This window comes from Proteus sp. Marseille-Q3619, assembly GCF_965283115.1.
Genome location: NZ_CBDIMP010000001.1, coordinates 2,475,869 through 2,501,469 on the forward strand (window position 1 = coordinate 2,475,869; position 25,601 = coordinate 2,501,469).

Here is a 25,601-nt window from a genome sequence, read left to right on the forward strand (position 1 = left end):
AGATAAAAAACAAATCAAAAAAAACTGGTCAATAAAATTAAAAAGCGGTACATTAGCGCAATTCTAGATTTGTTATATTATAACATTACAAACAAATGGGGTTTATTATGAAACTAGGTATCCACCCTCAATATCGAACAGTGATTTTCCATGACACTAGTGCAGATGCTTATTTTAAAGTGGGTTCAACCATCCAAACGGAAAAGACAATAGAGTATGAGGGGCAAACATACCCTTATGTGACGTTAGATGTCTCCTCTCAATCACACCCATTTTATACCGGTAAGCAGAAGACACATTCTCAAGAAGGTAATGTGGCACGCTTTAATAAACGTTTTGGTCAATTTATTAAGTAAGGAAGAAAAAATGCAGGTATTAAGTTCATTGAAAAGCGCTAAACAACGCCATCCAGATTGTAAAGTGGTGCGTCGCCGTGGTCGCCTTTATGTAATTTGTAAGTCAAATCCACGTTTTAAAGCTGTTCAGGGGTAAGATCATGCAAAAACCAATTCTTTCTTGTGTTTTGATTATGGGATTATTGGGTAGTGCAATGTCGGTTTTAGCACATGGTCACCATCATGAAAAAGTACAAACACAAGCACAGCGAGATGCAGCGAATGGGATTTTCGAGGACAAGGATGTTCTCGATCGTAAACTCAGCGATTGGGAAGGGGTATGGCAATCTGTAGAGCCTTATCTTCGCAGTGGCGAACTCGATGTTGTTTTACAGAAAAAAGCAGAGACGAAAAAAGATAAAACTGTTGAAGAGTATCGTGCCTACTACACACAAGGCTACAAAACAGACGTGGATATGATTGGTATTGAAAATAATATCATTGAATTTCATCAAGGTGAGAAAGTAGAGAGTTGCGAATATCACTATGATGGTTATCGTATTTTACATTATGAGTCTGGTAAAAAAGGGGTTCGTTATTTATTTAGATGTGACGATCCTACAAGCCAAGCACCTAAATTTATTCAATTTAGCGACCATATTATTGCACCAGAGAAAGCAGGGCATTTCCATTTATATATGGGCAATACATCGCAAGATGAATTACTTAAAGAGTTGAGTAATTGGCCAACTTACTATCCTTATTCTATGAAGGCAGATGATATTGTTCATGAAATGCTTTATCACTGATAACTAATTGATAAAAATATTGGGCTAACACCTTATACCCTTGGTTATTACCGAGGGTATTTTTTCTTAACAATAATGATAAAAAAGGAAAAAGCAGTAGCATCCATGCTGACTTACTTTTATAGGTTGGGTTAACAATTATTTATAACCCTTGGCAGAGGTATTTCATTTCCATATAGTCTTCAATACCGTGTTCAGAGCCTTCACGACCTAAACCTGATTGTTTAATTCCTCCAAATGGCGCAACTTCATTAGAAATTAAACCCGTATTAATGCCCACCATGCCGTATTCTAAATTTTCAGCAACACGCCAAATACGCTGTGGATTTTCACTATAAAAATAAGCCGCTAAACCATAAATGGTGTTATTGGCTAAATGCACCACTTCATCTTCATTTTCAAAGATAACTAAAGGTGCCACAGGGCCAAAGATCTCTTCTTCAAGAATATGACTATCTGCGGGAACATTACCTACAACAGTAGGTTGGAAGAAATTTTCACCCGCTTTATCACTTTCGCCACCACAAAGTAGTGTCGCACCACGTTTTAGCGTATCAGCCAGTAAAGATTGTGATTTTTCAACTGCTTTGCGATTAATAAGAGGCCCAATAGTGACACCTTCTGCAAAACCGTTACCCACTTTGAGTTTTTTAACAGCAGCAACAAAGCGTTCACTAAATTGCTGATAAACGTCTTTATGAATATAGAATCGGTTAGCGCAAACACAGGTTTGTCCTGCATTACGGAATTTAGCACCCATTGCCCCTTCAACAGCTTTATCTATATCAGCGTCGTTAAAAACAATAAACGGCGCATTGCCGCCCAATTCTAAAGAGACTTTTTTTACGCTATCAGAACATTGGCGCATTAATAAACGTCCAACACCTGTCGAACCCGTAAAACTTAATTTACGAATGCGATTATCAGAGGTAAAGACTTCGCCAATTTTAATGGCATCACCTGTAACAATATTAATAACACCCGCAGGAATACCTGCTTGAGTTGCTAATTCCGCTAAAGCCAATGCGGTATAAGGTGTTTCATTGGCAGGTTTAATCACCATGGTGCAACCTGCGGCTAATGCTGGTGCGGCTTTTCGGGTGATCATAGCTGCTGGGAAGTTCCAAGGCGTAATGGCAGCACAAACACCGATACCTTGTTTAATTACCATCAAACGTTTATCAGCAGAAGGTGAGGGAATAATTTCACCGTTGGTTCTTTTGCCCTGCTCTGCAAACCACTCAATAAAAGAAGCCGCATAAGTAATTTCACCCTCTGCTTCAGCAACAGGTTTACCCTGCTCAAAGGTCATTAATTCAGCTAATTTTCTTTTATTTTCAGTGATTAATCTAAACCAGTTTTGCAATAACGCTCCGCGCTGATGTGCTGTAAGTGCGCGCCATTTTGGTAAGGCTTTTTGTGCAGCATCAACAGCCATTATTGCTTCTTGAGTTGCCATATTGGGTACAGTACCGAGTAAAGTACCCGTGGCAGGATCAATAACATCAACGGTTTCATTATTTTTAGCATTACACCAAAGACCATCAATATAGCCTTGTTCACGGAAATAGGGATTTGTCGTTATCTTCACTTAATACCTCTCTGAACACATTATATTGATATTTATAAGGCTAGGCAGTTCTATGCCTGTTTATAATTATATGCCTGTGTTGCGATGTTGTGAAAATAAGTATGACAAATGCCAATAAAAAAACGTCAAAACACGGTGGATAAGGTCAATTGCTTACGTTTTTAAGGAATAATCCCCATTACTCAAGACTGAAGGTTTACGCTGTACCTTACCACTGTTATTCTTGGGTTTAACTTTCATAAAAAACAGGTATTTTTCATGTCAAAACCATCATTTGATTCTATTGAATCACAGGCAAGTTACGGTATTGGTCTGCAAGTCGGTCAACAACTGACTGAGTCAGGTCTTCAAGGATTAGAGCCCGCAGCACTGTTAGCTGGCTTGACCGATGCATTAGAAGGTAATGCGCCTTCTGTACCTGTTGAAACATTACACAATGCCTTACGTACTATGCACGAGCGTGCTGAAGCTGTTCGTCAAGAACGCCAAGCAGAGCTGGCTGATGCTGGTAAAGTTTTCTTAGAAGAAAATGTGAAAAATGAAGGCGTTCAGGTTACAGAATCAGGTTTACAGTACAAAGTCCTGACAGCGGGTGAAGGTGCAATCCCTGCGCGTACTGATCATGTTCGTGTTCACTACACGGGGCGTTTAATTGATGGTACTGTGTTTGATAGCTCAGTTCAACGTGGCCAACCTGCTGAATTCCCAGTAAATGGCGTTATCGCAGGCTGGATTGAAGCATTAACATTAATGCCAGTAGGCTCAAAATGGGAATTATATATTCCTTACCAATTAGCTTATGGCGAACGTGGTGCGGGTGCGGCTATTCCTCCATTCGCGACATTAGTATTTGAAGTAGAATTATTAGAAATTTTATAATTTCTTATTCTGCGGTAAATCAGAGTAAAAAATAGCTGGTTTTTGCCAGCTATTTTTGTCTCTATACTAAAATAAAGAGATAGTAGGGTAATTAATTTTTATAAGGGGCGTTATCTGCTTATAAAAATAAGAGAGGTGCATGATGTTAGAACAAGTCAGCAAATTAGCCCGCCAAGCAGGTATGGCGATAATGCAAATCTACCAGCAATCAGAGCCTATCCAAGTACAGGAAAAAAGTGATAATTCACCTGTCACAGAGGCTGATTTGGCCGCTCACCAAATTATCAAACAAGGACTTGCTTCTATTGCCCCTGATATACCTCAATTATCTGAAGAAGATCCCCCTGAATGGGACGTTCGCCGTTATTGGGATCGCTATTGGTTGATTGATCCTCTAGATGGAACTAAAGAATTTATTAGCAAAAATGGTGAGTTTACGGTGAATATCGCCTTAATTGAAAAAGGTATTCCTGTTTTAGGCGTTGTTTATGCACCGGTTCAAAATGTGTTATATGCGGCTGCCAATAAACAAGCATGGAAAGAAATGTGTGGTCGGAAATTACCTATTCATGCTAGCCGTGCTGAACCTCCAGTGATTGTGATTAGTCGTTCTCATCAAGATGATGAATTAAAAGAGTATTTATCTCAACTTGGTGAACATCAAACGGTTGCCGTTGGCTCTTCTTTAAAATTTTGCCTTGTGGCGGAAGGTAAAGCGCAACTTTATCCTCGTTTTGGACCAACACATACATGGGATACTGCAGCAGGTCATGCTATTGCGATTGCAGCTGGTGCGCATGTCACCGATTGGAAAGGGATCACGTTAGATTATTCCCCTAAAGAATCGCTGATAAACCCAGGATTTAGAGTTTCTATTTTTTAAATAAACCAGATGAAGTTGGAGCCCTTGATGTGAAAGGGCTCTGACATGGTAAACTATTCTTTAATTAAATCGTTGATAAGGTTGATTGCCGTCGTAATCTCTGCACCGCTTAATACACCTTCTTTGACGAAACGAACCTTACCTTGCTTATCTAAAACAACAATAGCTGAACTCTCTTTTTCTAATCCCCAGCCTTTTAATGCTATGCCATCAGCATCAACAATAAACTGTGACCAAGGAAATTCTTTTTTACTGTCTTCAACACTACTACGAACAAATGGACCTGTGCCAAAGACTGCATCATCAGTATTAATAATCGTTGTAGTTTGATAACTGGTATGTGGGAATTTAGCCAGTTTTACGGCTTCAATAAATGGTGCATTCATCTCCTTAGCCTTGCTACGTCCTGCTATATGCTGAACAGTACGTACTTTTCCACTGAGCAGACCACTATTCCAATTTTGGTAGCTAAACTTATCTTTGGTTGTGTCATAAAGTAGCTCACCTTTGTCATTGATTGTGACAGCAGGAAGTACTGTATTTTCAGTGATGTTATGTGCAAACGCCCATGTGGATGTGCTGAGTAAAAGAGCAGCTAAGGTTATTTTGTGCATAGCCATTGTCCTATTATTGAAATCGACGTTAGATTCTATCTAAGCATAGAAGCTAGTGAAGAATAATACCTCATCACTGATACATTTATTTAACATTGAGTGGGTAAAATAACGCACACACTATCTTTATTTATATTTTTTACTGTCAATAAATGTAAAAACAGATAAGAAAATCAAATAAGTTGAACCTAGTACTTATAATTAGGTCTTTAAATTTGATATATAAAGATAAGTCTTTATGACTTATTTAACTCAACAACGAGCATGGGAGACTAACTGAAAGATGAAAATCTTCAATCGCTATAACCCTGAAAAAATTGCTCTCTACGTTAAGACATTATTTCGTGGACGGTTTTACATCAAAGGAATGGGTGCATTTGAATTCGATTATGGCAAAATACTACTGCCTAAAATAAAAGATAAGCTACATTTTAATGTGATGAGTGAAGTGAACCAGCAGGTGGTTTTACTGAAAGCAGAACTGGGCTAACTTTTATCTGATAGATAACTGAGTCTTTCTCGTGAAAACTTTCGATAAGACTCAGTTATTAATTTCAATTTGTTACTAGTTAACTTGTCGTTTTATTTTCATCTACTTTTATATCGACTTCGGTTGTTGTCTGTACAACAGGAACGTGTTCTTGCAAAACAGGTTTAACCGGTGGAATATCATCAACTTTAGTTACGAGTAATTGATCTATTTTGTAATTATCAATATCGACAACTTCAAATTTATACCCTGAGAACTTCACATAATCAGTACGTTTTGGAATTTTACGTAAACGGTACATCATAAAGCCCGCAATGGTTTCGTAGTTACTTGAATCGGGGAAATCATCAATATCAAGAACGCGCATTACATCATCAATTGGCGTACCGCCTTCAACTAGCCATGAGTGCTCATCACGGCTAACAATTTGTTCTTCTTGCCCTGGTCCAATTAAATCCCCCATCAAGGTTGTCATTACATCGTTTAACGTAATCACACCCATCACCATCGCGTATTCATTAAGGATGATGGCAAAGTCTTCACCAGATGTTTTAAAGCTTTCCAACATATCTGAAAGCGTTAATGTATCAGGAATAATCAGCGCTTTACGGATATGAACACCTTCATTGAGGTTTAAGCTTTGTCCGTTAATAACGCGATTAAGAAGCTCTTTAGAATCAACATAACCAATAATATGGTCGATATCGCCTTCACAAACCAAGAATTTAGAGTGAGGCTGTGTGGCAATTTTTTCTTTGATATCACTTTCTGTTTCTTCACGATCAAAATAGACCACATCTTCTCGTGGTGTCATAGCCGAAGGGACAGTGCGTGACTCTAACTCAAAGACGTTTTCAATCAGTTCATGTTCTTGTTTACGTAAAACACCGGCAACAGCGCCTGCTTCAACAATGGCAAAAATATCATCAGAAGTAATATCTTCATTTCTCACCATCGGGATTTTAAATAATTTGAAGATAAGATCAGCCATACCATTGAATAACCAAACCAGAGGGCGAAAGAAGGCAAGGCAGAAACGCATTGGGTTCACAATTCTTAATGCGATAGCTTCTGGTTTTATCATACCAATGCGTTTTGGCGTTAAGTCAGCCAGTAAAATAAACATTGATGTGACAATAATAAAAGAGCAAATCGATCCTAATTGTTGTGAGAGTGCTTCATCAAAAAATTGTAGGAAAAAGCTTTTTAATGAAGGCGAAAATGCAGATTCACCAACAATACCCGCTAAGATAGCGACAGCGTTTAATCCAATTTGCACGACGGTAAAAAACATGCCCGGCATTTCTTGCATTTTTAATACACGAGCAGCGTTGATATTGCCCTCATCAACAAGTTGTTTGAGCTTAATTCGACGAGAAGCAGCAAGAGAGATTTCAGACAGCGAAAAAAAGGCGCTGATAGCACAGAGCAAAAGCACAATGAGTAAACTATTAAGCATATAAGGCTCACACCACCCCAAGTATTTAGTCCAAAGGGTAATACTAGAGTGTTAAAAATAGAAGATAAATCAATATATTGTGATGAAATTATTCACAAAGAAAGATAAGAGGGCGCAATTATATCATCGCCCTGCTATTTTCTGCTAGTTTTACTTTTCAGGAGGATAACAGATACCTATCCCACCTAATCCACAATAACCTTGTGGGTTTTTATAGAGATATTGTTGGTGATAATCTTCAGCAAAATAAAAAGGGCCCGCTGGCTGAATTTCTGTGGTGATTACTTCAGTAGCACCTTGAGTATTCATAGCTTGTTGATAGTGTTTTTTGGACTCAATAGCTTGCGCATATTGATCTGCATTAACCGTGTAAATTGCCGAGCGATATTGGCTGCCAATATCGTTACCTTGACGCATACCTTGTGATGGATTGTGATTTTCCCAAAAAAGAGCCAAAAGTTGTGAATAGCTAATCACTGAGGGATCAAAAACCACTCTCACGACTTCACTATGACCTGTTAATCCTTGGCAAACTTGTTGATAGGTTGGGTTTTCTGTTACACCACCGCTATAACCCGCACTTGTTGAGTAAACGCCCTGTTGTTGCCAAAACAGACGTTCAACCCCCCAAAAACAGCCCATCGCAAAATAAGCGATACTCATCTTTTCAGGAATGTCATTAATAGAATGCCCATTTACTGCATGATTAGCAGATATTTCTAATGGTATCGAAGTACCCCTTAAGGCATTCTCTGGTTGGTAAGCTTTATGTTGCAAGGTAGACTCCAGTTTTTATATTTGTAAACGCTTTACTATGGTAAAGGCTTAATATTGTTATAAACTAAATCTACAATAAAGCTTAAAACAGTTTGTCGTCAATTCATCACATGGATTAAATTATATTGAGGAGAAAACGTGCCGAGATACTCCGTTATCTACGTTCTCTGTCTGTCTTTTATCGCACCTGTTGCCTATGGGGCAAATTTGCGTTTAAAAGTAGAAGGTTTAGAAGGGCAACTCGAAAAAAATGTGCGAGTCCAGCTATCAAACATTACAACAGAAGAAGTTGCACCTGACGGGCGTTTTCGTGCGCGTGTTGAAAAGGCAATTCAAGAAGGACTTCGCCCATTAGGCTATTATCAGCCTACGGTGACATTCTCTTATCAAGAAAATACACCGCCAGCACGTTCGATATTAACGGCAAAAGTAGAGCCGGGTATTCCTATTTTACTCAAAGGTGTGGATATTGTTCTTGAAGGTGGCGCTAAAACCGATGAGCAATATGCTAAGGTCATTAAAGAGAATACCCCGCCACTTGATAGCGTGTTAAATCATGGTGATTATGAAAAGCTCAAAGGTTCGCTAACTGGGCTTGCTGTTCGCCGTGGCTACTTTGATGCTGAAATGGAAAAAAGCCAGCTTGGTGTTTCTTTAGATAATCACGCCTCTTATTGGGATTTTGTCTTTAATAGTGGTGAACGTTACCGTTTTGGTAAGGTGAATTATACTGGCTCTCAAATTCGTGAAGACTATCTACAAAATATTGTTCCTTTTAAAGAAGGGCAATATTACTCCTCAGAAGAGCTTGCTGAATTTAATCGACGTTTAGCGGCAACAGGTTGGTTTAACTCAGCACTTGTGACGCCTGATATCGCAAAAGCACGCAGTGAACATTCTTATTTGCTACCTATGGATGCGGTTGTCACTCCTCGCTCTCGTAACTACGTTGAATTAGGGGGCGGTTATGCAACTGATGTAGGGCCTAGGTTGAATATGCAGTGGAATAAACCTTGGATGAATTCTCGTGGTCATAGCCTGACGTCAGATCTTAGTATTTCTCAACCCGAACAATCTATTGGTGCAAAATACAAAATCCCATTAAAAATTAATCCATTAGAGCAATATTATGCGGTAGATGGTGGTTTTAAGAGAACAGACTATAATGACACGCGTTCTGATACTACAACGCTGAATCTTTCTCGAAATTGGGATATGTCTACAGGTTGGCAATATAGCGTAAATACCCGCTGGAGCCTTAGCCACTTTACTCAAGGGCAAGACACTTATACCACCATGTTGTTATATCCAGGGGTTAATGCGAGTCGGGTTCGTCAACGCGGTGGCATGATGCCTTATTGGGGAGATAGCCAACGTTACTCTATAAATTACTCAAATAAAATTTGGGGTTCTGATGTTGAGTTCTTAGCTTTTAATGCTCAACAAGTGTGGATACGCACGCCTTGGGAAGGACATCGTTTTGTTGTCAGAGGTAATTTTGGTTGGATTGAAACCAATGCTTTTGGGCAAGTGCCACCTGAACTTCGTTTCTTTGCGGGTGGTGATAGAAGTGTTCGTGGTTTTAAATACCAAAGCATTTCACCTGAAGATAGCAAAGGTAACTTAACGGGTGCCTCAAGAATGTTAGTTGGTTCAGCCGAATACCAATATAACGTGACAGGAAACTGGTGGGGTGCAGTCTTTATTGATAGCGGTGAAGCAGTCAATGATTTTACTCGAAGTGATTTTAAAACAGGTGCAGGTGCAGGTGTACGTTGGGCATCACCTGTTGGTCCAGTTAAATTTGATTTAGCATTACCTGTTAGTGATGTAGATAAACGTAGACTCCAGTTTTATATCGGGTTAGGAGCAGAGTTATGAAGAAGTGGTTGAAATGGATTGCACTTACCCTCCTTATCCTTATTTTGCTTACTTTCGGTACTGTAGCTTGGGTTTTAGGAACTCAATCTGGTTTACATTTTGCCATTAACAGCGCAGCGCGTTGGGTTCCCGGCTTAGCCATTAAAGAGGTTAACGGAGGCTGGCAAGATCTACGTTTAACCGGTGTTGAATATCAAATGCCTGGTGTTGACGTTAATGTGGGTGAATTGTCATTAGGATTACGTTTAGCGTGCCTGACTGATAAACAAGTTTGTGTCGATACATTAGGCACACGAGATGTTGTTGTTAATATTGATACTAGCGCTTTCCCTCCTTCTGAAGAAACGCCACCTTCAGAGCCTTTAACTGAGCTTAATGCACCATTACCTATCTATTTAAATTCACTTTCATTGGAAAATACGCATGTGAAGATTGACGATATGGCGATCTCACTTGGTGAATTTAAAACAGGCGCACAGTGGGAAGGTCGTCAAGTTACATTAAATCCAACACTCATTAATGATTTGCTGGTGGCATTACCAAAGACACCAGAAGAAGGAAGTGTTGAAGCAACGGCTCAAGATGTAAAAGAAGTTGCTATGGCAAAACCTCAAGCTGAACCCACAACACCAGAAGAAAAAGAACAGGCATTAGCCGACACAATTAAAGCGATTTTTGCTAAACCTCTGTTAGCTGATTTACCCGAAATTATTATTCCTGTTGATGTGAATGTTGAAGGTATTGAAGGTAAGCAGTTACAAATAACAGGGGATACACCTGTTACGATTAACCAATTATCTTTTGAAGCCAATACGAAAGGTAAGCAAGTTAATCTCACTAAATTAACTGTTGATGCACCAGAAGGTGAAGTTAGTTTAAATGGGGGAATTACCCTAGATAAACAATGGCCTGTTAATTTAGATGTGAATGCGACTATTCGTGATGTTGCAGGGCTTGAAGATTTTAAAGATCAAAAAGCGACGCTTTCTTTGCAAGGCGCATTACTTGAAGAGCTTAAATTAGCACTCTCTTTAACAGGAACGGTTACAGCAACTTTAGACGCTCAAGCTGAACTGGCAAAACCACACCTTCCATTAAAATTAACCTTAGAGAGTCAAAAAGTCCGCTGGCCGTTAACGGGGGATGTGCAGTATCAACTCAATGATACTCGGTTGCGTTTAAATGGTCAGACAGATAACTACGATCTTTCATTACGCTCAGATATTGAAGGTCAGGAGATCCCACCTGCGAAATTAATGCTGGATGCAAAAGGTAATGAAGAAAAAATTGAATTAACACGTCTGCGTTTAGCTGCATTACAAGGCCATGCGGATATCACGGGGGTTGCCGATTGGAGTAAAGCAATTAGCTGGAATGCGTTATTAACCATTTCAGGTATTAATACCGTTAAACAATATCCAGATATGCCCGCGAAATTAGATGGGCGCATTGCTACAACGGGCAGTTTGTATGGTGGTAGTTGGCAATTACGTGTTCCTGAAATCACCTTAGATGGTAATTTCAAAAATAATTTGATTAAGGCGAGAGGGAACGCGTATGGCAACGATTCTGGTCAATGGAATATCCCGCAACTAAAGCTCATTCTAGGTAAAAATAATCTCGATATTGAAGGACATTTAGGTGACAAGTGGGCATTAGATGCCAATATCAATGCTCCCGGTTTAAATGGTTTAGTACCAGGATTAGCTGGTGTGATTAAGGGCAAAGTGAATATTCGAGGTGATATTAATACACCTAAGATTATTGCTGATATCAATGCTCATGGTATTAAATGGCAAGATCAAGTTAGTGTTGAATCCATCACTATTAAAGGTGATGTTCAATCGGACAAAGAAATTGGCGGTAAGCTAGCGATTACTGCTCGTCAGTTAAAACAAGCCGATTTAGTTATTCGTAATTTAACGCTGGATGCAGCTGGTACAGAAAAACAGCATAAACTGACGTTAAAAATGGAGGGGGAGCCTGTTTCTGGTGGACTGACATTAGCAGGTTCATTTGATAAAGAAAAACAGCAATGGAAAGGAACGCTGAATAATACAGCATTTGATACTCCTGTAGGGGAGTGGCGTTTAAATAAAGCTATTGCATTGAATTTATTGGCTGAGAAGCAAGAAGTCACCATTGGCGCTCATTGTTGGATAAATCCAAATGCACAAGTTTGTGTGCCAAAAGCGATAACGGTTGGCGAAAGTGGCAGTGCCGCTATCACGCTGACGCATTTTGATTTAGCGATGATCAAACCTTTCTTACCGCCTGAAACGTCAGTTAGAGGTGTATTTACGGGTGATGCAACTGCGACGTGGAATTCAAAAGGCGGATTACCGAAAGCATCTGTAAACCTTAAAGGGCAAGGTGTTGGCGTAAAACAGAATATTGATGGAACTGTTTTACCGATTGATTTTGATACAATTACTTTAAATGCTGGCGTAAATAATGGCAAAGCTACATTGCAATGGCTGATTAGTATTGCAGGCAATGGTGACTTCAAAGGTAATGTGCATGTTGCTGATCTTGAGAAAAAACGCCAACTGTCTGGTACGGTTGATATTGATAATCTGACATTAGATTTAATCAAACCGTTCTTAGGGAAAGGTGAAATAGCTCAAGGAAGCGTGGGTGCTCAATTACGTTTAGGGGGAAATGCGCAATCACCACTGCTATTTGGTCAATTCGGTATTAATCAATTAAAAGTGGTTGGACACTGGATCCCATTTGATATCACCAAAGGAAATGTTGATATTAGCTTTAATGGTGCAACCTCTGACTTAAGTGGCAGAATCGAAACGCCAGAAGGTTATTTAAATCTTACGGGTAATGCAGATTGGCGTAAATTAGATGAATGGCGCGCTGTTGTGGCTGCAAATGGTAATAAGTTACGAGTGGCACTACCGCCAATGGTGCGTATCGATGTCAATCCTGATTTGGTGTTTGAAGCAAGCCCGCATTTACTGAAATTAGACGGTCGCATTGATATTCCTTGGGCGCGTATTGTGGTGCAAGATTTACCAGAATCTGCGGTATCAGCGTCTTCTGATGAAGTGATGCTGGATAAAAACTTGCAACCTATTGCGCCAAAAGAGACATCCATTCCAATTCAAAGCAATTTAGCGATTAATATTGGCAATGATGTGACACTGGACGCATTTGGGCTTAAAGCAAGATTGACGGGCATGCTGAAAGTCAATCAGAATAAACAAGGGCTTGGTTTAAATGGTCAAATTGATATTCCTAAAGGGGAATTCAAAGCCTATGGACAAGACTTACAAGTGCGTAAAGGACAAATCTTGTTCTCTGGGCCTGTTGATCAGCCTTACTTAAATATTGAAGCGATCCGTAATCCTGAAAATACAGCAAATAATGTTATTGCGGGTGTACGAGTGACGGGGCTTGCAGATAAGCCGAAAGTCGAAATTTTCTCTGAGCCTGCATTTACTCAGCAAGAAGCGTTATCTTACTTGTTAAGAGGGGAAGGATTAGATAAAAGTGGTGATGCAGACTCATCACAAATGACGGCAATGCTGATAGGATTAGGTGTTGGTCAAAGTGGTCAGCTTGTAGGGCGTATTGGTGAAACCTTCGGTGTTTCAGATTTAGCATTGGATACGCAAGGTGTGGGTGATAGCTCACAAGTTGTGGTCAGTGGCAAGATAACCAACGATCTACAAGTAAAATATGGAGTGGGTATATTTGATTCGCTAGCGACGTTAACTTTACGTTATCGCTTGATGCCCAGGTTGTATTTACAAGCAGTGTCTGGTATGAATCAGGCAATAGATCTGCTTTATCAATTTGAGTTTTAAATTATATGCGAATTATTGTTTATGGTAGTTTACGGCAAAACCAAGGTAATCATCACTGGATGACCTATGCGCAGCTATTAGGCGAGCATAAATTAGTGGGATATAAACTTTATGATTTAGGGTTTTATCCTGCTGTGGTTGAAGGTGATGGCGAAATAGAGTGCGAAGTTTATCGGATAACGCCCTCTATTTTGACAGAGCTTGATGAATTGAAAAAGAACGATCAAGATTACAAGCGCCAACTGATTTCAACGCCTTATGGCAGTGCTTGGATCTATCTTTATCAAAAACCTGTTGATGGTTTACGTGAAATAAAAAGCGGTGACTGGCTAAAACGTCACGAAGAAGAGTAATTGGTCAGATCCACCTTTTACTGAAAGATGTCTGAAAACGGCTCGATAGTGATATCGAGCCGTTTTTATTGATGGAATAGGCAGTGTTTTTTTAATTAAATAATATTTTTAATTATATTTATTTTATAAAAACCATTCGTGATAATTACTTTCAAAAATTGAAATTAAAATAAATACTTTGTTTTTTATCTATATGAATATGAATTTTATTAATGGTGTGGCTAATTGACAATAAAAATAATTTAATGTTAAAACGTCAATTGAGTTTGGAGCAAAATAATGAAGAGTATTTCTATGGTATACGAATAATTAATCAAAATTTAATAAGGTAATTTTATGAATGAATCAAATGAGATTTCTCGCCTTTATAAAACCCCTCCCAAAGAAGTAAAGCAAAATCAAAATATAGAAAATCATCACTTTACTGATATGATTTTACAAACAAAAGTAACTGCAAAAGATGCAATTGATAAATTGGCTTATCTTGCGGGCATTAAAAATGCACCCTCTGATGATAAATATTCAAAATTGAATACATCTAATCTGGATTCACTTCTAGAAAGCGCAAATTTATTAGGTTATGACATCGAAATAGTCAATGTTTAATAAAAATAAAGCAGCCAGAAGGCTGCTTTATTAACTTAAGGAAAAAATAATGAATAAGGATATTATTGAGCTAAATAAAAATATTAACATAGTAGGATTACATTGGGTTTCTCGGTGGCGAGTTAATAATGGAAAAAAGGATTCTTATGTTATTCCTTTCGCGACAACTTATCCGATTAATATTATTTATCATGGTGAAAATGAATTTAAATATGGACAATATGGTATTCATCTAGGGCAACAAGATACATTAACTTTTTTAGGTGATAAAAATAAAAAAATACTCGCTAAGTTTATCGATTGTCGTAAAAATTCACCAACTTTCAAATCAAGATTAAGTTTTTATATTACTCCCTCATCGGCAAGAACGTTGATTATTCCTCCTGGTGTTGCTCATACTTTTCATCACTTAGAAAATATATTTACTTTAAATAATTACACTTTATTTTTACCTACGATAGATAAATTAGCCAGTAAAGCACTGATGTGGTCACCAAATAATGATGTTATTAATCTTCCTGAAGATATTGATATTGACGATATTGATGGTTATGAACCTATGACAGAGGAAGCCTCTGATCTGGTCTACCATCGAATAGCAGATATACAACATGGGATATTGAGCCAACATGCTTTTTTGCATTCAGAAACACGAAAAATTCGTTTAGATGATGGCGATGAAGTTAATTTAAGATTCAGAGAAAAAATAACAGAAAATCAGAAACGGCAATTACCTATATCAACAATTTTAGGTGTGGCGTTTCGTGACATACCTACCATGCAAACAGGCAAAGAGAGTGGCATCGTTCCGTTAACACGAAAATCGCCTATGTATCTTGTTGAACATGGTAATGAAGATTACAACTTTGACTCTTATGGCTTACACCTAGGGCAAGAAGACCATTTAACTTTTTTAGGGGATGCTTCTAGTGAGATAACATTAAAACTTGTCGACATGCGAGAAGGCTCCGCCACTCTATTTTGTGAAGATGAAATAACGTTCAAGCCTTTACCTAATATGGAATTAGTGATCCCCTGTGGGGTAGCTCATGCGTTGTTTAATATGGCTAATATTATTACAGTTAATCGGCCTGTTATATATTTAGATGAAGAAAAAGAGTATATTCCGGGGCATGATGTTATCGACTGGGAAATTGCTAATAAAAATTATCAAGCATATTGCACTAATAAAATAGAGGCTGACTTAGGTTATTATCAATTTATTGTCTCTAAACAAAAAGAGATAATTAAACAGAAACCTACCCATCATACACCAAAATCAATTATTATATATGGCAAGAATAATAAACCGATTAAAGTCTTAATTAAAGAAAAGGTTTAGTTATTATTATGCGTATTATCTTTTTTTATATGCTTTTTTTTGTTTTAACAGCTGATGGATTAATGGTATTTCTTACACCCGTTATTGTTTATCAGTTAACAACAAGTATTGAATATTCAGGATTAACATACGCATTATGGTGGCTACCTCGACTTTTTTTAATACCACTTATTGGTAAATATATTGATGGTCTAGGTATTCGGCCTATCGCTGTTGTTTCTGATGCTTGTAAAATAGTAGGGTGTTTATTTTTATTACTTACTCATTTTACATCTGATTTGATGATAGCGATAAGTTTTGGTTTGATTGGTAGTTTAATTTCTATTGGAAATTCACAAACATTGATTTCTTATGAAAAAATTATTGCGTTGATAAGTCATCATAAAGAGCATCATATTAATCTAATGTCTAGAATGGATTTCTTAGGTATGGTCATTGGACCATTATTGGGGATTGTTCTTATTGATTTTGGCTACAAGTATTTACTTGTTATACCGTGTCTATTCTATTTTATTAATGCTATTTTCTTTTTATTCTTTTATGCAAGAAAAGAGATTAACACTGAAAATATAAATAACTCGGAAGAGAAAATCTTTTTTACTAAAAAATTTATTTATATTTTTTCCTCACCCATACTGTTATTTTCTGTTTTTATTGCTATTGGTAATAATATGTTTGATGGTTTAATTGAATCCAGTGGAACGGCGTTAATTGATCAGGTTATGAATTTACCGATTAAATACTATGGTTTTATTGATATTGTTGCGGGTATCTTCGGTGTATTAGGAACATATTTATATAGTTATTTAAATCAGTACACAAGTAGAGTTTGGTTAACTATTATTTCAATTGCTACTATTACTATAAGTTCTTCTTTGCTTGTATTTTTTCAAAGCTCAATAATTATATTTATTATTTGCTATGCGGTTTCAATTATTGGAAAAGTCTTTTCAGGTAATGTATTGAGAATATTAAGAATGGAAATTATTCCCATAAATCAGCTCGCTAGCATTTCATCACTGATTATTTTATTAAATCAGATGATATTACCCATTGTTGGGGGGCTTTTATTTTTCTCTACAGGGGAGGTCACCACTATTTATACACTGATGGTTATTGCTATAGGAATAACATTGATAAGTGGTGGATTGCTTGTAATACGCTTAAAAAAGAGACGTCGTTATCATAAAAAAAGCCCTTCAATAAAATGAAGAGCTTATTTATCAGTAAATTATTAAGTCATAATTCACTTAGTTATTCTGAGTGGGTCAGAATTATTTTTTAGCGCGTTCGAAAGAAGACAGAATTTCAGCTTTAGCTGCTTCTACGCCTTCCCAACCGTCAACTTTAACCCATTTGCCCGCTTCTAAATCTTTGTAGTGTTCAAAGAAATGTTTGATCTGTGCTTTTAAAAGCTCTGGCAGATCAGTCACATCTTTAATGTGATCGTATTCTTTGCTCAGTTTAGTGTGAGGAACTGCAACCAGTTTCGCATCTTCACCTGATTCGTCAGTCATTTTCAGTACGCCAACAGGACGGCAACGAATAACTGAACCTGGTTGTAATGGATATGGAGTTGGAACCAGAACGTCTACTGGGTCACCATCTAAAGATAACGTGTTGTTGATGTAACCGTAGTTGCATGGGTAGAACATTGCAGTTGACATAAAACGGTCAACGAACAGTGCGCCACTTTCTTTATCAACTTCGTATTTGATAGGATCAGCGTTTGCTGGGATTTCAATAACAACATAGATATCTTCTGGTAGTTCTTTACCAGCAGGAACATGATTCAGGCTCATAAAAAATTTCCTATAAAAAAATTAATTTTACGTGGGCTTTAGTATAGCGAAAAGTTTTTAACAATACCCGTTTTTTGCCGAACATGTTGCGTTCTGACGTAAAAATAAGCAGCAAATAAAAGGAAGAGCTATTTTCAAAGATGAAAAAACCGGACGAATAAGAAGTCCGGTTTATCTATGTTAGTGCTAAACGAATGGATTATTCTTCGTCTGGATATTGCGCCATAAAGCTTTCAGCTTGTTCAACCATCGATTTAGTCCCTACAAAGAAAGGCATACGTTGGTGAAGTTCTTTTGGTTCGATATCAAGAATACGCTCTTTACCGTTGCTTGCTTTACCGCCAGCTTGTTCGGCTAAGAACGCCATTGGATTGCATTCATAGAGTAAACGTAATTTACCAGTAGGGTGGCTTGCAGTACTTGGGTAAATATAAATACCGCCCTTCAGTAAGTTGCGGTGGAAATCAGCAACTAAAGAGCCAATATAACGTGTGGTATAAGGGCGATTTGTTGCTGCGTCTTGTTCTTGGCAATACTTAATGTATTTTTTTACACCTAATGGGAATTTGATGTAGTTACCTTCGTTGATTGAGTACATGTTTCCTGTTGGTGGGAAATGTACGCTTTCATGAGATAAACAGAATACACCTAAAGATGGATCGTAAGTAAAGGCATGAACACCACAACCTGTTGTATAAACTAACATGGTTGATGAGCCATAAACGACATAGCCCGCGGCTACTTGGCGATGACCTGGTTGTAAGAAGTCATCTAAAGTGACAGATTGGCCAATAGGCGTAATACGGTGGTAAATAGAGAAAATTGTTCCGACGGAAACGTTTACATCAATATTCGACGAACCGTCTAAAGGATCCATTAGTACAACATACTTAGCATTTTCAGCACGATCACCTTCAAAGATAACAATATCATCTTCTTCTTCTGATCCGATACCCGCAACTTCACCACGCGCTTTTAATGCAGCTTTTAGTTTCTCATTCGCGTAAAGATCCAGTTTCATCTGGGCTTCACCTTGAACATTAGAAACACCGTTAGTACCAAGAATATCGACTAACCCTGCTTTGTTAATATCACGGTGGATAATTTTAGCCCCAAGCTTAATCGCCGAAAGTAATGCAGTAAGTTCGCCAGTTGCATGGGGAAAATCTTGTTGTTTCTCGACGATAAATTCGCCTAATGTTTTCATGACGCAGGTCCTGAATGTGAGTGGGTAAAGTAAAAAAGGAGGAAAATCTCCTTGGTGGTGGCAAGTTTAGCCAAAGAATCGCACGATTCAAAGGTTAATCCGTTCCTTATCTGCTTTTTGATCGTTAGAATAGTGACCAACTTCATGCTATTGGACAGAAATTCATGCACATTCATATTCTTGGTATTTGTGGCACCTTTATGGGAAGTCTTGCCATTTTAGCTAGAGCGAAGGGACATAAAGTCACAGGCTCAGATGCTAATGTCTATCCACCCATGAGTACTTTATTAGAAAATCAGGGAATCGAACTGATTGAGGGATATGACCCAAAACAATTAGAACCTGCCCCTGACATGGTGATTATTGGTAATGCGATGACACGAGGAAATCCTTGTGTTGAAGCTGTACTTGAAAAAGGTTTACCTTATACCTCAGGCCCTCAGTGGTTACATGATTATATTTTACCTGAACGTTGGGTGTTAGCCGTTGCTGGAACCCACGGTAAAACCACAACAGCAGGTATGCTGGCTTGGGTTTTAGAAGACTGTGGTTATAAACCTGGTTTTTTAATTGGTGGTGTACCGGGTAATTTCCAAGTATCTGCACAGTTAGGCGAAAGCCCTTTCTTTGTGATTGAAGCTGATGAATATGATAGTGCTTTCTTTGATAAACGCTCTAAATTTGTTCATTATTCTCCACGCACACTGATTTTAAATAATCTTGAATTCGATCATGCCGATATTTTTGATGATTTGGCGGCAATTCAAAAACAATTCCATCATTTAGTTCGTATCGTCCCAGGCACAGGAAAAATCATCATGCCTGATAGCGATATGAATCTAAAACAGACCATTGGTATGGGATGCTGGAGTGAACAAGAATTCACAGGTGAAACAGGAGATTGGCAAGCTAAAAAACTCAGTAATGACAGTAGTCATTTTGAGGTATTTCACAAAGGTGAGCGAGTTGGTGAAGTGTGTTGGGGACTTTCTGGTGAACATAACATGCAAAATGGCTTAATGGCGATTGTTGCAGCGCATCATGTTGGTGTTTTACCTGCTGATGCTTGTGAAGCGTTAGATAAGTTTATTAATGCGCGTCGTCGCTTAGAGCTACGTGGTGAGGTTAACCAAATAAGTGTTTATGATGACTTTGCACATCATCCCACAGCGATTCTGGCAACGCTTGAAGCGTTACGCAGTAAAGTCGGTGGAACTGCTCGTATTATTGCGGTGTTAGAGCCTCGTTCAAATACCATGAAAATGGGAATTAGCAAGGATGATATCGCACCTGCATTAGGTCGTGCTGATGAAGTCTTTTTATTCCAGCCACCTAATATTCAGTGGTTAGTGAGTGACATTGCAGAGCATTGTGTACAACCTGCTCGTTGGAGTACGGATCTTGATACATTAGTCGATATGATTGCGAAAGAAGCTCAAGCGGGCGATCATATTTTGATTATGAGTAATGGCGGTTTTGGTGGTATTCACGAAAAACTGCTCGCAAAATTAGCACAGCCTAAAGATCTTGATAGCCAGTATTAAAAATAAATAAGCCACTGAAAATTCAGTGGCTTATTTTTTGAAGCTGTAGAAAGGCTAATTATAATTCCTGATCAAAAAGATTCAGAATAGCGTCTCGTAATTCTTCTGTGGAAAATCCTGGTGCTGGTGTTGAAAAAATGGTGTCATCACCCGCAATACTGCCAAGGATCCCTTCTGCTTTGCCTAATGAATCTAATAAACGTGCAATAAGTTGTGCCGCACCCGGACTTGTTCTTATCACCACAACAGAATGGTTATGATCGATATCGAGTACCAGATTTTTTAGTGGGCTGCTTGCTGTTGGTACGCCAAGCTCAGTAGGAAGACAATAAACCATTTCCATTTTGGCGTTACGGGTTCTTACTGCACCAAATTTTGTTAGCATACGAGAGATTTTGGACTGATTAATATTATCAAATCCAGCCTCTTGTAATGCAGCCACAATCTCGCCTTGTGAACTGAATTTTTCTTCTTTCAGCAGGGCTTTAAACGCTTTAACCAAGTCTTCTTGCTTAGAAGGAACGCGCATAGTTCACCTTTAGTGAGTTATCAATAACCTGTGCATTATGCAGAGAAGTGAATTTTTATGCAACAAAAGACGAAGAAAGGCGCGTGATAGCCTCCTCAAAATTGTAAAGTAGAATGTACTGCAAAAAAAATTTATTTACGGCGTGTGAATGTGATAATTTAAGGAAAGTAAAACATTTGTTAAATAAATGATAAGCTTAAATGATTATCATAAGGATGATGGTGTACTTAACACTTTGTCATGTTTATTGAAATTATTTATCAAAAGAGTGTCCACTATCTCATTAACAGATAAGCAATTTGTTTAGAATAACCAAAGTATTATTTTTCACTGTAAATGCCTTATTATGCAATATTGCTGTTAAATAATTGTTTTTTACAAGGTGAATTGCGTAATAGTGAATATCTCTAAGGCGTTCCACTATCTTGTAAACTAAGGAGTATCAGAATGAAAGTAGCAGTTCTCGGTGCAGCAGGTGGTATTGGTCAGGCACTGGCACTTCTTCTTAAAAACCAGCTTCCTGCTGGTAGTGAACTCTCTTTATATGATATCGCTCCCGTCACGCCGGGTGTCGCAGCTGACTTAAGCCATATCCCGACTCAAGTTACTGTAAAAGGTTTTGCGGGTGAAGATCCTTCCCCTGCACTAAAAGGCACTGATGTTGTTCTGATTTCTGCGGGTGTTGCCCGTAAGCCAGGCATGGATCGTTCAGATCTTTTCAATGTTAACGCGGGTATTGTGCGTAACTTAATTGAAAAGGTTGCACAAAACTGCCCTAAAGCACTTATCGGTATCATTACTAATCCAGTGAATACAACGGTTGCTATTGCCGCTGAAGTACTCAAAAAAGCAGGCGTTTATGATAAAAAACGTCTCTTCGGAATTACTACACTCGACATTATTCGCGCCAATACCTTTGTCGCTGAACTAAAAGGTAAAGATCCACAAAAAACCAATGTTCCTGTAATCGGCGGACACTCTGGTGTGACTATCCTTCCTCTATTATCCCAAGTTGATGGCGTTTCATTTACTGATGATGAAATTGCTGCACTGACTAAACGCATTCAAAATGCAGGTACTGAGGTAGTAGAAGCAAAAGCCGGTGGCGGATCAGCTACATTATCAATGGGCCAAGCAGCGGCTCGTTTTGGTCTTTCATTAATTCGCGCTCTAAATGGCGAGAAAAATGTTATTGAATGTACCTATACAGAAGGTGACGGAGAATATGCCCGTTTCTTTGCACAACCTATTCTTTTAGGTAAAAACGGTGTAGAGGAATATTTATCTATTGGTAAATTAAGTGATTTTGAAAAGCAATCTCTTAATGGCATGTTAGATGTATTGAAAAAAGATATAATTCTTGGTGAAGAATTTATTAATAAATAAAGAAATACTTTTTTTGCTATAAAAATAATGCAAATTTAAATAAAAACCGCTGATACTATATCAGCGGTTTTTTTTATTAATTATAATGTCTGTAATTATTAGTTAATTATTAGTTTTGGTACGAATCTTTCGCTCAAGTAATTCTCCTGTTTCAGGATGAAAATAACGACTAGGCCAAATTTCAGAGGGGGAGACACCAAGATAATCAGCAATGATTTTTTCTCCTTTAGGCCAAGGGCGTGATAGCGCATTAGCGAGTGTTGAAGAGCTTAACCCTGCTTGGCGAGAGATGGCAGCAAGTGTTGTTCCTCGTTTTCTAAGTGCGGCAATAATATCGGCAGGATGCCAATCAGATTTCCTTGAAATCATTTTTAATCCTTTTTCTATAAAATTAATTGCTGTGTTAGTGGTATAAATAACAGTTTATTAGAAATGTCCTAAAGCATTTAAACTGATTATTTAGAAAATAAAATAACATTATTTTTCTAAAAAGATTTCTGATTTTTTTCTTAATAATTTCTTTTTTGAAGTTGATAACAATTTTAGAGAAACATAATGAAAAAAGAGTGGTATACGGCAAAGGAATTGACGGGTATAGGTGGATTACCTAAATCACCACAAGGTATAAATTCAAAAGCAAGACGCGAATCTTGGCAAAAACAGAATGTAAAAAATAAGCAAGGTAATGGTGTTGAATATCATTATTCTTGTTTACCAGAAGAAACTTTAATTGCTCTAGAACTTTATGAGCCATTAGCACATTACAAATTAAATAAAAAAGAGGAGCCACTCGTTATCTGGGTGAAAGCATTCCAACAACTAAATGATGGTGAACAAAAAACCTTAACAGAGCTGATATTGCGGGATGGTATTAGAAGTTTTTTAGAAAAAGTCGTCAATGATTAAGCGATTTTAAAGAATCTATTATTGCGTTATCCGCAACAGATATCTATCTGACTAACCTCTTAGTTGAATGTGAGATGAGATCATGAAAAAAGAATGGTATACAGCGAAAGAATTAGTGGGGCTTGCGGGGTTACCTAACTCACCGCAGGGAGTTAACTTGATGGCGCGTCGTGAAGGATGGGAAAACCGTCGTAAACGTGGCGTGCAGGGAAAAGCTGTTGAGTATTCTGTAAAAAGTCTGCCTGATGAGGTGATCAGTGTGCTCGCTGCACATGAACCTCCGGCTGAGTATTTATCGAAACGTCAGGATGCCTTTTTGATTTGGGTTGAAGCCTATTATCAACTGACTAAATCAGAACGAGAGAAAATTGTAAAATTTGTGCTCCGTGAAGGATTAGCAAAGCTCATTAGTTATATTGATGCAGATAATCAAGATGCTATTGAACGAGAAAACGAAGAAGTTCTCAATAAATTAAAAAGCCCACCAGAGTCGACGTAGTTGCTCTAGCGGGCTTCTTTACATAACTAATAGGGATTATATATCAAAGTTATGATTGACGTTGTACAGCGACGTGAGCAAGCCCAATAAGCGCATCTTTATACGGTGAGTCAGGTATAATTGATAAAGCTTCAATCGCTTTGTCTGCTTCTTCTTCTGCTTTTTGGCGGGTATATTCCAAAGAGCCACACTGTTTCATAGTATTTAAAACAGTATCCAATAAATGGCGGCCATTACCTTGTTCAATGGCTTGGCGAATTAATTGGGATTCTTCTTCATTGCCGTTATGCATAGCATGAAGTAATGGCAACGTTGGTTTACCTTCATCAAGATCATCACCAGTGTTTTTACCTAACTGGTTGTTATCTGCATCATAATCAAGTAAATCGTCAATGAGCTGGAAAGCAGTCCCAAGATAACGACCATAATCTTGGAATGCTTTTTCTTGCTCAGGCGTCGCACCTGAAAGGATCGCTGATGCATGAGAAGCAGCTTCAAAGAGACGAGCTGTTTTGCTGTAGATAACTTGCATATAGTCATCTTCAGAAATGTCGGGATCGTTACAATTCATTAATTGTAAAACTTCACCTTCAGCGATCACATTGGTGGCGCTAGACATTAATTTTAATACACGCATCGAATCAAGATCCGTCATCATCTGAAAGGATCGTGTATAAATAAAGTCGCCAACAAGTACACTGGCAGCATTTCCAAAGACAGCATTTGCCGTTTGTTTTCCTCTGCGCATATCAGATTCATCAACAACATCATCATGTAACAACGTTGCAGTATGAATAAATTCGATAAGTGCTGCGACCGAGATATGTTTGTCACCTTGATAGTCCAATGCTCGTCCAGTGAGCACTGCGATCATTGGTCGGATCCTTTTACCACCACCACTAATGATGTAGTAACCAAGTTGGTTTATCAAAGAAACATCTGAATTAAGCTGGTAAAGGATTGCCTCATTTACCGCAGTCATATCAGCGGATGTTAGTTTTATAATAGATTCTAAATTCATGTTTTTTCGACTTTGGCTCGCCAATGAGCGCGTTATTATTAATAAAAAATGATCATGCCATAGATTTTACTCTCTTATAATTTAGATTGTACTTTAAAAATGGCTGAAATAAATATCGTGTAAAAAACTCTTTTTTTTAACGCTAGTTTGCGATCTGTACTTGTCATCGGCACTAAATTTGCGTAGAATTCGCGCCCTATGTGAATATTTTAATTGTGCACTCAAATTATACATATTGGGAGTGTGCGGAAAGCGGAGTTTATATGTACGCGGTTTTCCAAAGTGGTGGTAAACAACACCGAGTCAGCGAAGGTCAAACTATTCGTTTAGAGAAGCTGGAAGTAGCTACTGGCGAAACAATCGAGTTTGATACTGTAATGATGGTCGCTAATGGCGATGACATTCAAATTGGCGCTCCAATCCTTGCGGGCGTTAAAGTTAAAGCGGAAGTGGTTGCTCACGGTCGCGGCGATAAAGTTAAGATTGTTAAGTTCCGTCGTCGTAAACACAGCCGTAAACAACAGGGCCACCGTCAGTGGTTTACTGATGTTAAAATCACTGGTATCGCTTAAGGTTTAGGAGAGTAGTTCAATGGCACATAAAAAGGCTGGCGGCTCGACTCGTAACGGTCGTGATTCCGAAGCAAAACGTCTGGGTGTTAAACGTTTCGGTGGTGAAGCTGTATTAGCAGGTAGCATCATCGTTCGTCAACGTGGTACTAAGTTCCATGCAGGTACTAACGTTGGTTGTGGTCGTGACCACACCCTGTTTGCATTAGCTGACGGAAAAATTAAGTTCGAAGTTAAAGGTCCAAACAACCGTAAATTTATCAGCATCGAAGCTGAATAATTACTGGTCCTTTAAGCA

27 protein-coding genes are annotated in these 25,601 nt (G+C 38.2%); 18 read left to right on the forward strand and 9 right to left on the reverse strand.

Annotated features, from left to right (window positions below; translation table 11 throughout):
• The first annotated feature begins 107 nt into the window (after positions 1-107).
• The 3 genes from ACWPWK_RS11405 to zinT are packed head-to-tail and all read left to right on the forward strand — an operon-like array spanning position 108 to position 1,144.
• Entirely contained in the window at positions 108-356 is a 249-nt protein-coding gene (locus ACWPWK_RS11405) for a type B 50S ribosomal protein L31 (RefSeq protein ID WP_023583603.1), read from the forward strand.
• 10 nt (positions 357-366) lie between these two features.
• Positions 367-492, forward strand: a complete 126-nt coding sequence (gene ykgO, locus ACWPWK_RS11410; RefSeq protein WP_006535739.1) for a type B 50S ribosomal protein L36 — start codon at positions 367-369, stop codon at positions 490-492.
• 4 nt (positions 493-496) lie between these two features.
• Positions 497-1,144 carry a metal-binding protein ZinT gene (gene zinT / locus ACWPWK_RS11415; protein WP_109372699.1) on the forward strand — a complete coding sequence of 216 codons (648 nt, stop codon included), beginning with the start codon at positions 497-499 and terminating at the stop codon, positions 1,142-1,144.
• Positions 1,145-1,286: 142 nt separating this feature from the next.
• Here the strand turns inward: zinT and ACWPWK_RS11420 are convergent, their stop codons facing one another.
• Complete coding sequence (locus ACWPWK_RS11420; RefSeq protein WP_109372698.1) at positions 1,287-2,735, reverse strand: NAD-dependent succinate-semialdehyde dehydrogenase; 1,449 nt, start codon at positions 2,733-2,735, stop codon at positions 1,287-1,289.
• A gap of 258 nt (positions 2,736-2,993) precedes the next feature.
• Between ACWPWK_RS11420 and ACWPWK_RS11425 the strand changes: the two genes are divergently transcribed.
• Both ACWPWK_RS11425 and cysQ read left to right on the forward strand, forming a co-directional pair.
• On the forward strand, positions 2,994-3,614 hold the full coding sequence (locus ACWPWK_RS11425) for a peptidylprolyl isomerase (protein WP_006535733.1): 621 nt from the start codon (positions 2,994-2,996) through the stop codon (positions 3,612-3,614).
• A 142-nt stretch (positions 3,615-3,756) separates the two neighbouring features.
• Entirely contained in the window at positions 3,757-4,497 is a 741-nt protein-coding gene (gene cysQ / locus ACWPWK_RS11430) for a 3'(2'),5'-bisphosphate nucleotidase CysQ (RefSeq protein ID WP_109372760.1), read from the forward strand.
• Positions 4,498-4,550: 53 nt separating this feature from the next.
• Here the strand turns inward: cysQ and ACWPWK_RS11435 are convergent, their stop codons facing one another.
• Positions 4,551-5,111 carry a YtfJ family protein gene (locus tag ACWPWK_RS11435; RefSeq protein ID WP_109372697.1) on the reverse strand — a complete coding sequence of 187 codons (561 nt, stop codon included), beginning with the start codon at positions 5,109-5,111 and terminating at the stop codon, positions 4,551-4,553.
• 283 nt (positions 5,112-5,394) lie between these two features.
• Here ACWPWK_RS11435 and ACWPWK_RS11440 point away from each other — a divergent pair, with 283 nt between their 5' ends.
• Positions 5,395-5,601, forward strand: a complete 207-nt coding sequence (locus ACWPWK_RS11440) for a DUF1107 domain-containing protein (protein WP_100159789.1) — start codon at positions 5,395-5,397, stop codon at positions 5,599-5,601.
• Between the two features lie 79 nt (positions 5,602-5,680).
• On the opposite strand, the gene ACWPWK_RS11445 is transcribed toward ACWPWK_RS11440, so the two are convergent.
• Both ACWPWK_RS11445 and msrA read right to left on the reverse strand, forming a co-directional pair.
• The gene (locus ACWPWK_RS11445; protein WP_109372696.1) at positions 5,681-7,060 is read right to left on the reverse strand and encodes a hemolysin family protein; all 1,380 of its coding nucleotides are present in this window, start codon (positions 7,058-7,060) and stop codon (positions 5,681-5,683) included.
• A gap of 150 nt (positions 7,061-7,210) precedes the next feature.
• Positions 7,211-7,837, reverse strand: a complete 627-nt coding sequence (gene msrA, locus ACWPWK_RS11450; protein WP_244185032.1) for a peptide-methionine (S)-S-oxide reductase MsrA — start codon at positions 7,835-7,837, stop codon at positions 7,211-7,213.
• 138 nt (positions 7,838-7,975) lie between these two features.
• Here msrA and tamA point away from each other — a divergent pair, with 138 nt between their 5' ends.
• The 6 genes from tamA (at position 7,976) to ACWPWK_RS11480 (ending at position 17,051) form a co-directional block, all read left to right on the forward strand.
• Positions 7,976-9,718, forward strand: coding sequence for an autotransporter assembly complex protein TamA (tamA, locus tag ACWPWK_RS11455; protein ID WP_109372694.1), 1,743 nt, complete (start codon positions 7,976-7,978; stop codon positions 9,716-9,718).
• The gene (tamB, locus tag ACWPWK_RS11460; protein ID WP_109372693.1) at positions 9,715-13,539 is read left to right on the forward strand and encodes an autotransporter assembly complex protein TamB; all 3,825 of its coding nucleotides are present in this window, start codon (positions 9,715-9,717) and stop codon (positions 13,537-13,539) included. Before tamA ends, tamB begins: the two co-directional genes overlap by 4 nt.
• Before the next feature lie 5 nt (positions 13,540-13,544).
• Positions 13,545-13,892: a gamma-glutamylcyclotransferase family protein gene (locus ACWPWK_RS11465; RefSeq protein WP_109372692.1), complete on the forward strand. Its 348-nt coding sequence runs from the start codon at positions 13,545-13,547 to the stop codon at positions 13,890-13,892.
• A 336-nt stretch (positions 13,893-14,228) separates the two neighbouring features.
• Positions 14,229-14,498, forward strand: a complete 270-nt coding sequence (locus tag ACWPWK_RS11470) for an XRE family transcriptional regulator (protein WP_109372691.1) — start codon at positions 14,229-14,231, stop codon at positions 14,496-14,498.
• A gap of 49 nt (positions 14,499-14,547) precedes the next feature.
• The gene (locus tag ACWPWK_RS11475; RefSeq protein ID WP_109372690.1) at positions 14,548-15,840 is read left to right on the forward strand and encodes a dTDP-4-dehydrorhamnose 3,5-epimerase family protein; all 1,293 of its coding nucleotides are present in this window, start codon (positions 14,548-14,550) and stop codon (positions 15,838-15,840) included.
• Between the two features lie 8 nt (positions 15,841-15,848).
• On the forward strand, positions 15,849-17,051 hold the full coding sequence (locus ACWPWK_RS11480; RefSeq protein ID WP_109372689.1) for an MFS transporter: 1,203 nt from the start codon (positions 15,849-15,851) through the stop codon (positions 17,049-17,051).
• A 63-nt stretch (positions 17,052-17,114) separates the two neighbouring features.
• On the opposite strand, the gene ppa is transcribed toward ACWPWK_RS11480, so the two are convergent.
• Both ppa and fbp read right to left on the reverse strand, forming a co-directional pair.
• Positions 17,115-17,642 carry an inorganic diphosphatase gene (gene ppa, locus ACWPWK_RS11485; RefSeq protein WP_072069581.1) on the reverse strand — a complete coding sequence of 176 codons (528 nt, stop codon included), beginning with the start codon at positions 17,640-17,642 and terminating at the stop codon, positions 17,115-17,117.
• 199 nt (positions 17,643-17,841) lie between these two features.
• Positions 17,842-18,849, reverse strand: coding sequence for a class 1 fructose-bisphosphatase (gene fbp / locus ACWPWK_RS11490; RefSeq protein WP_023583589.1), 1,008 nt, complete (start codon positions 18,847-18,849; stop codon positions 17,842-17,844).
• A 164-nt stretch (positions 18,850-19,013) separates the two neighbouring features.
• On the opposite strand from fbp, the gene mpl reads away from it, so the two are divergent.
• On the forward strand, positions 19,014-20,393 hold the full coding sequence (mpl, locus tag ACWPWK_RS11495) for a UDP-N-acetylmuramate:L-alanyl-gamma-D-glutamyl-meso-diaminopimelate ligase (protein ID WP_109372688.1): 1,380 nt from the start codon (positions 19,014-19,016) through the stop codon (positions 20,391-20,393).
• Positions 20,394-20,451: 58 nt separating this feature from the next.
• On the opposite strand, the gene argR is transcribed toward mpl, so the two are convergent.
• The gene (argR, locus tag ACWPWK_RS11500; RefSeq protein WP_109372687.1) at positions 20,452-20,922 is read right to left on the reverse strand and encodes a transcriptional regulator ArgR; all 471 of its coding nucleotides are present in this window, start codon (positions 20,920-20,922) and stop codon (positions 20,452-20,454) included.
• 447 nt (positions 20,923-21,369) lie between these two features.
• On the opposite strand from argR, the gene mdh reads away from it, so the two are divergent.
• A complete protein-coding gene (gene mdh, locus ACWPWK_RS11505) occupies positions 21,370-22,308 on the forward strand; it encodes a malate dehydrogenase (RefSeq protein ID WP_109372686.1) in 939 nt (312 codons plus the stop codon).
• A gap of 102 nt (positions 22,309-22,410) precedes the next feature.
• Here the strand turns inward: mdh and ACWPWK_RS11510 are convergent, their stop codons facing one another.
• Positions 22,411-22,677, reverse strand: a complete 267-nt coding sequence (locus tag ACWPWK_RS11510; protein WP_109372685.1) for a helix-turn-helix domain-containing protein — start codon at positions 22,675-22,677, stop codon at positions 22,411-22,413.
• 186 nt (positions 22,678-22,863) lie between these two features.
• Between ACWPWK_RS11510 and ACWPWK_RS11515 the strand changes: the two genes are divergently transcribed.
• On the forward strand, positions 22,864-23,214 hold the full coding sequence (locus ACWPWK_RS11515) for a DNA-binding protein (RefSeq protein ID WP_109372684.1): 351 nt from the start codon (positions 22,864-22,866) through the stop codon (positions 23,212-23,214).
• A gap of 82 nt (positions 23,215-23,296) precedes the next feature.
• The gene (locus ACWPWK_RS11520; protein WP_023583583.1) at positions 23,297-23,713 is read left to right on the forward strand and encodes a DNA-binding protein; all 417 of its coding nucleotides are present in this window, start codon (positions 23,297-23,299) and stop codon (positions 23,711-23,713) included.
• A gap of 49 nt (positions 23,714-23,762) precedes the next feature.
• On the opposite strand, the gene ispB is transcribed toward ACWPWK_RS11520, so the two are convergent.
• Positions 23,763-24,734 carry an octaprenyl diphosphate synthase gene (gene ispB, locus ACWPWK_RS11525; protein ID WP_088493986.1) on the reverse strand — a complete coding sequence of 324 codons (972 nt, stop codon included), beginning with the start codon at positions 24,732-24,734 and terminating at the stop codon, positions 23,763-23,765.
• Between the two features lie 263 nt (positions 24,735-24,997).
• Here ispB and rplU point away from each other — a divergent pair, with 263 nt between their 5' ends.
• The gene (gene rplU / locus ACWPWK_RS11530) at positions 24,998-25,306 is read left to right on the forward strand and encodes a 50S ribosomal protein L21 (RefSeq protein WP_006535707.1); all 309 of its coding nucleotides are present in this window, start codon (positions 24,998-25,000) and stop codon (positions 25,304-25,306) included.
• 19 nt (positions 25,307-25,325) lie between these two features.
• Entirely contained in the window at positions 25,326-25,583 is a 258-nt protein-coding gene (rpmA, locus tag ACWPWK_RS11535; RefSeq protein WP_006535706.1) for a 50S ribosomal protein L27, read from the forward strand.
• The last annotated feature ends 18 nt before the right edge of the window (positions 25,584-25,601 follow it).

Coding starts and splice junctions, on each gene's coding strand:
- ACWPWK_RS11405 (WP_023583603.1), top strand. CDS start 108: ATGAAACTAGGTATCCACCCTCAATATCGAACAGTGATTTTCCATGAC.
- tamB (WP_109372693.1), top strand. CDS start 9,715: ATGAAGAAGTGGTTGAAATGGATTGCACTTACCCTCCTTATCCTTATT.
- ACWPWK_RS11425 (WP_006535733.1), top strand. CDS start 2,994: ATGTCAAAACCATCATTTGATTCTATTGAATCACAGGCAAGTTACGGT.
- ykgO (WP_006535739.1), top strand. CDS start 367: ATGCAGGTATTAAGTTCATTGAAAAGCGCTAAACAACGCCATCCAGAT.
- ppa (WP_072069581.1), bottom strand. CDS start 17,642: ATGAGCCTGAATCATGTTCCTGCTGGTAAAGAACTACCAGAAGATATC.
- argR (WP_109372687.1), bottom strand. CDS start 20,922: ATGCGCGTTCCTTCTAAGCAAGAAGACTTGGTTAAAGCGTTTAAAGCC.
- ACWPWK_RS11465 (WP_109372692.1), top strand. CDS start 13,545: ATGCGAATTATTGTTTATGGTAGTTTACGGCAAAACCAAGGTAATCAT.
- ACWPWK_RS11510 (WP_109372685.1), bottom strand. CDS start 22,677: ATGATTTCAAGGAAATCTGATTGGCATCCTGCCGATATTATTGCCGCA.
- ACWPWK_RS11435 (WP_109372697.1), bottom strand. CDS start 5,111: ATGCACAAAATAACCTTAGCTGCTCTTTTACTCAGCACATCCACATGG.
- zinT (WP_109372699.1), top strand. CDS start 497: ATGCAAAAACCAATTCTTTCTTGTGTTTTGATTATGGGATTATTGGGT.
- rplU (WP_006535707.1), top strand. CDS start 24,998: ATGTACGCGGTTTTCCAAAGTGGTGGTAAACAACACCGAGTCAGCGAA.
- ACWPWK_RS11440 (WP_100159789.1), top strand. CDS start 5,395: ATGAAAATCTTCAATCGCTATAACCCTGAAAAAATTGCTCTCTACGTT.
- ACWPWK_RS11520 (WP_023583583.1), top strand. CDS start 23,297: ATGAAAAAAGAATGGTATACAGCGAAAGAATTAGTGGGGCTTGCGGGG.
- ACWPWK_RS11470 (WP_109372691.1), top strand. CDS start 14,229: ATGAATGAATCAAATGAGATTTCTCGCCTTTATAAAACCCCTCCCAAA.
- cysQ (WP_109372760.1), top strand. CDS start 3,757: ATGTTAGAACAAGTCAGCAAATTAGCCCGCCAAGCAGGTATGGCGATA.
- ACWPWK_RS11445 (WP_109372696.1), bottom strand. CDS start 7,060: ATGCTTAATAGTTTACTCATTGTGCTTTTGCTCTGTGCTATCAGCGCC.
- mpl (WP_109372688.1), top strand. CDS start 19,014: ATGCACATTCATATTCTTGGTATTTGTGGCACCTTTATGGGAAGTCTT.
- ACWPWK_RS11515 (WP_109372684.1), top strand. CDS start 22,864: ATGAAAAAAGAGTGGTATACGGCAAAGGAATTGACGGGTATAGGTGGA.
- ACWPWK_RS11475 (WP_109372690.1), top strand. CDS start 14,548: ATGAATAAGGATATTATTGAGCTAAATAAAAATATTAACATAGTAGGA.
- ispB (WP_088493986.1), bottom strand. CDS start 24,734: ATGAATTTAGAATCTATTATAAAACTAACATCCGCTGATATGACTGCG.
- rpmA (WP_006535706.1), top strand. CDS start 25,326: ATGGCACATAAAAAGGCTGGCGGCTCGACTCGTAACGGTCGTGATTCC.
- fbp (WP_023583589.1), bottom strand. CDS start 18,849: ATGAAAACATTAGGCGAATTTATCGTCGAGAAACAACAAGATTTTCCC.
- mdh (WP_109372686.1), top strand. CDS start 21,370: ATGAAAGTAGCAGTTCTCGGTGCAGCAGGTGGTATTGGTCAGGCACTG.
- ACWPWK_RS11480 (WP_109372689.1), top strand. CDS start 15,849: ATGCGTATTATCTTTTTTTATATGCTTTTTTTTGTTTTAACAGCTGAT.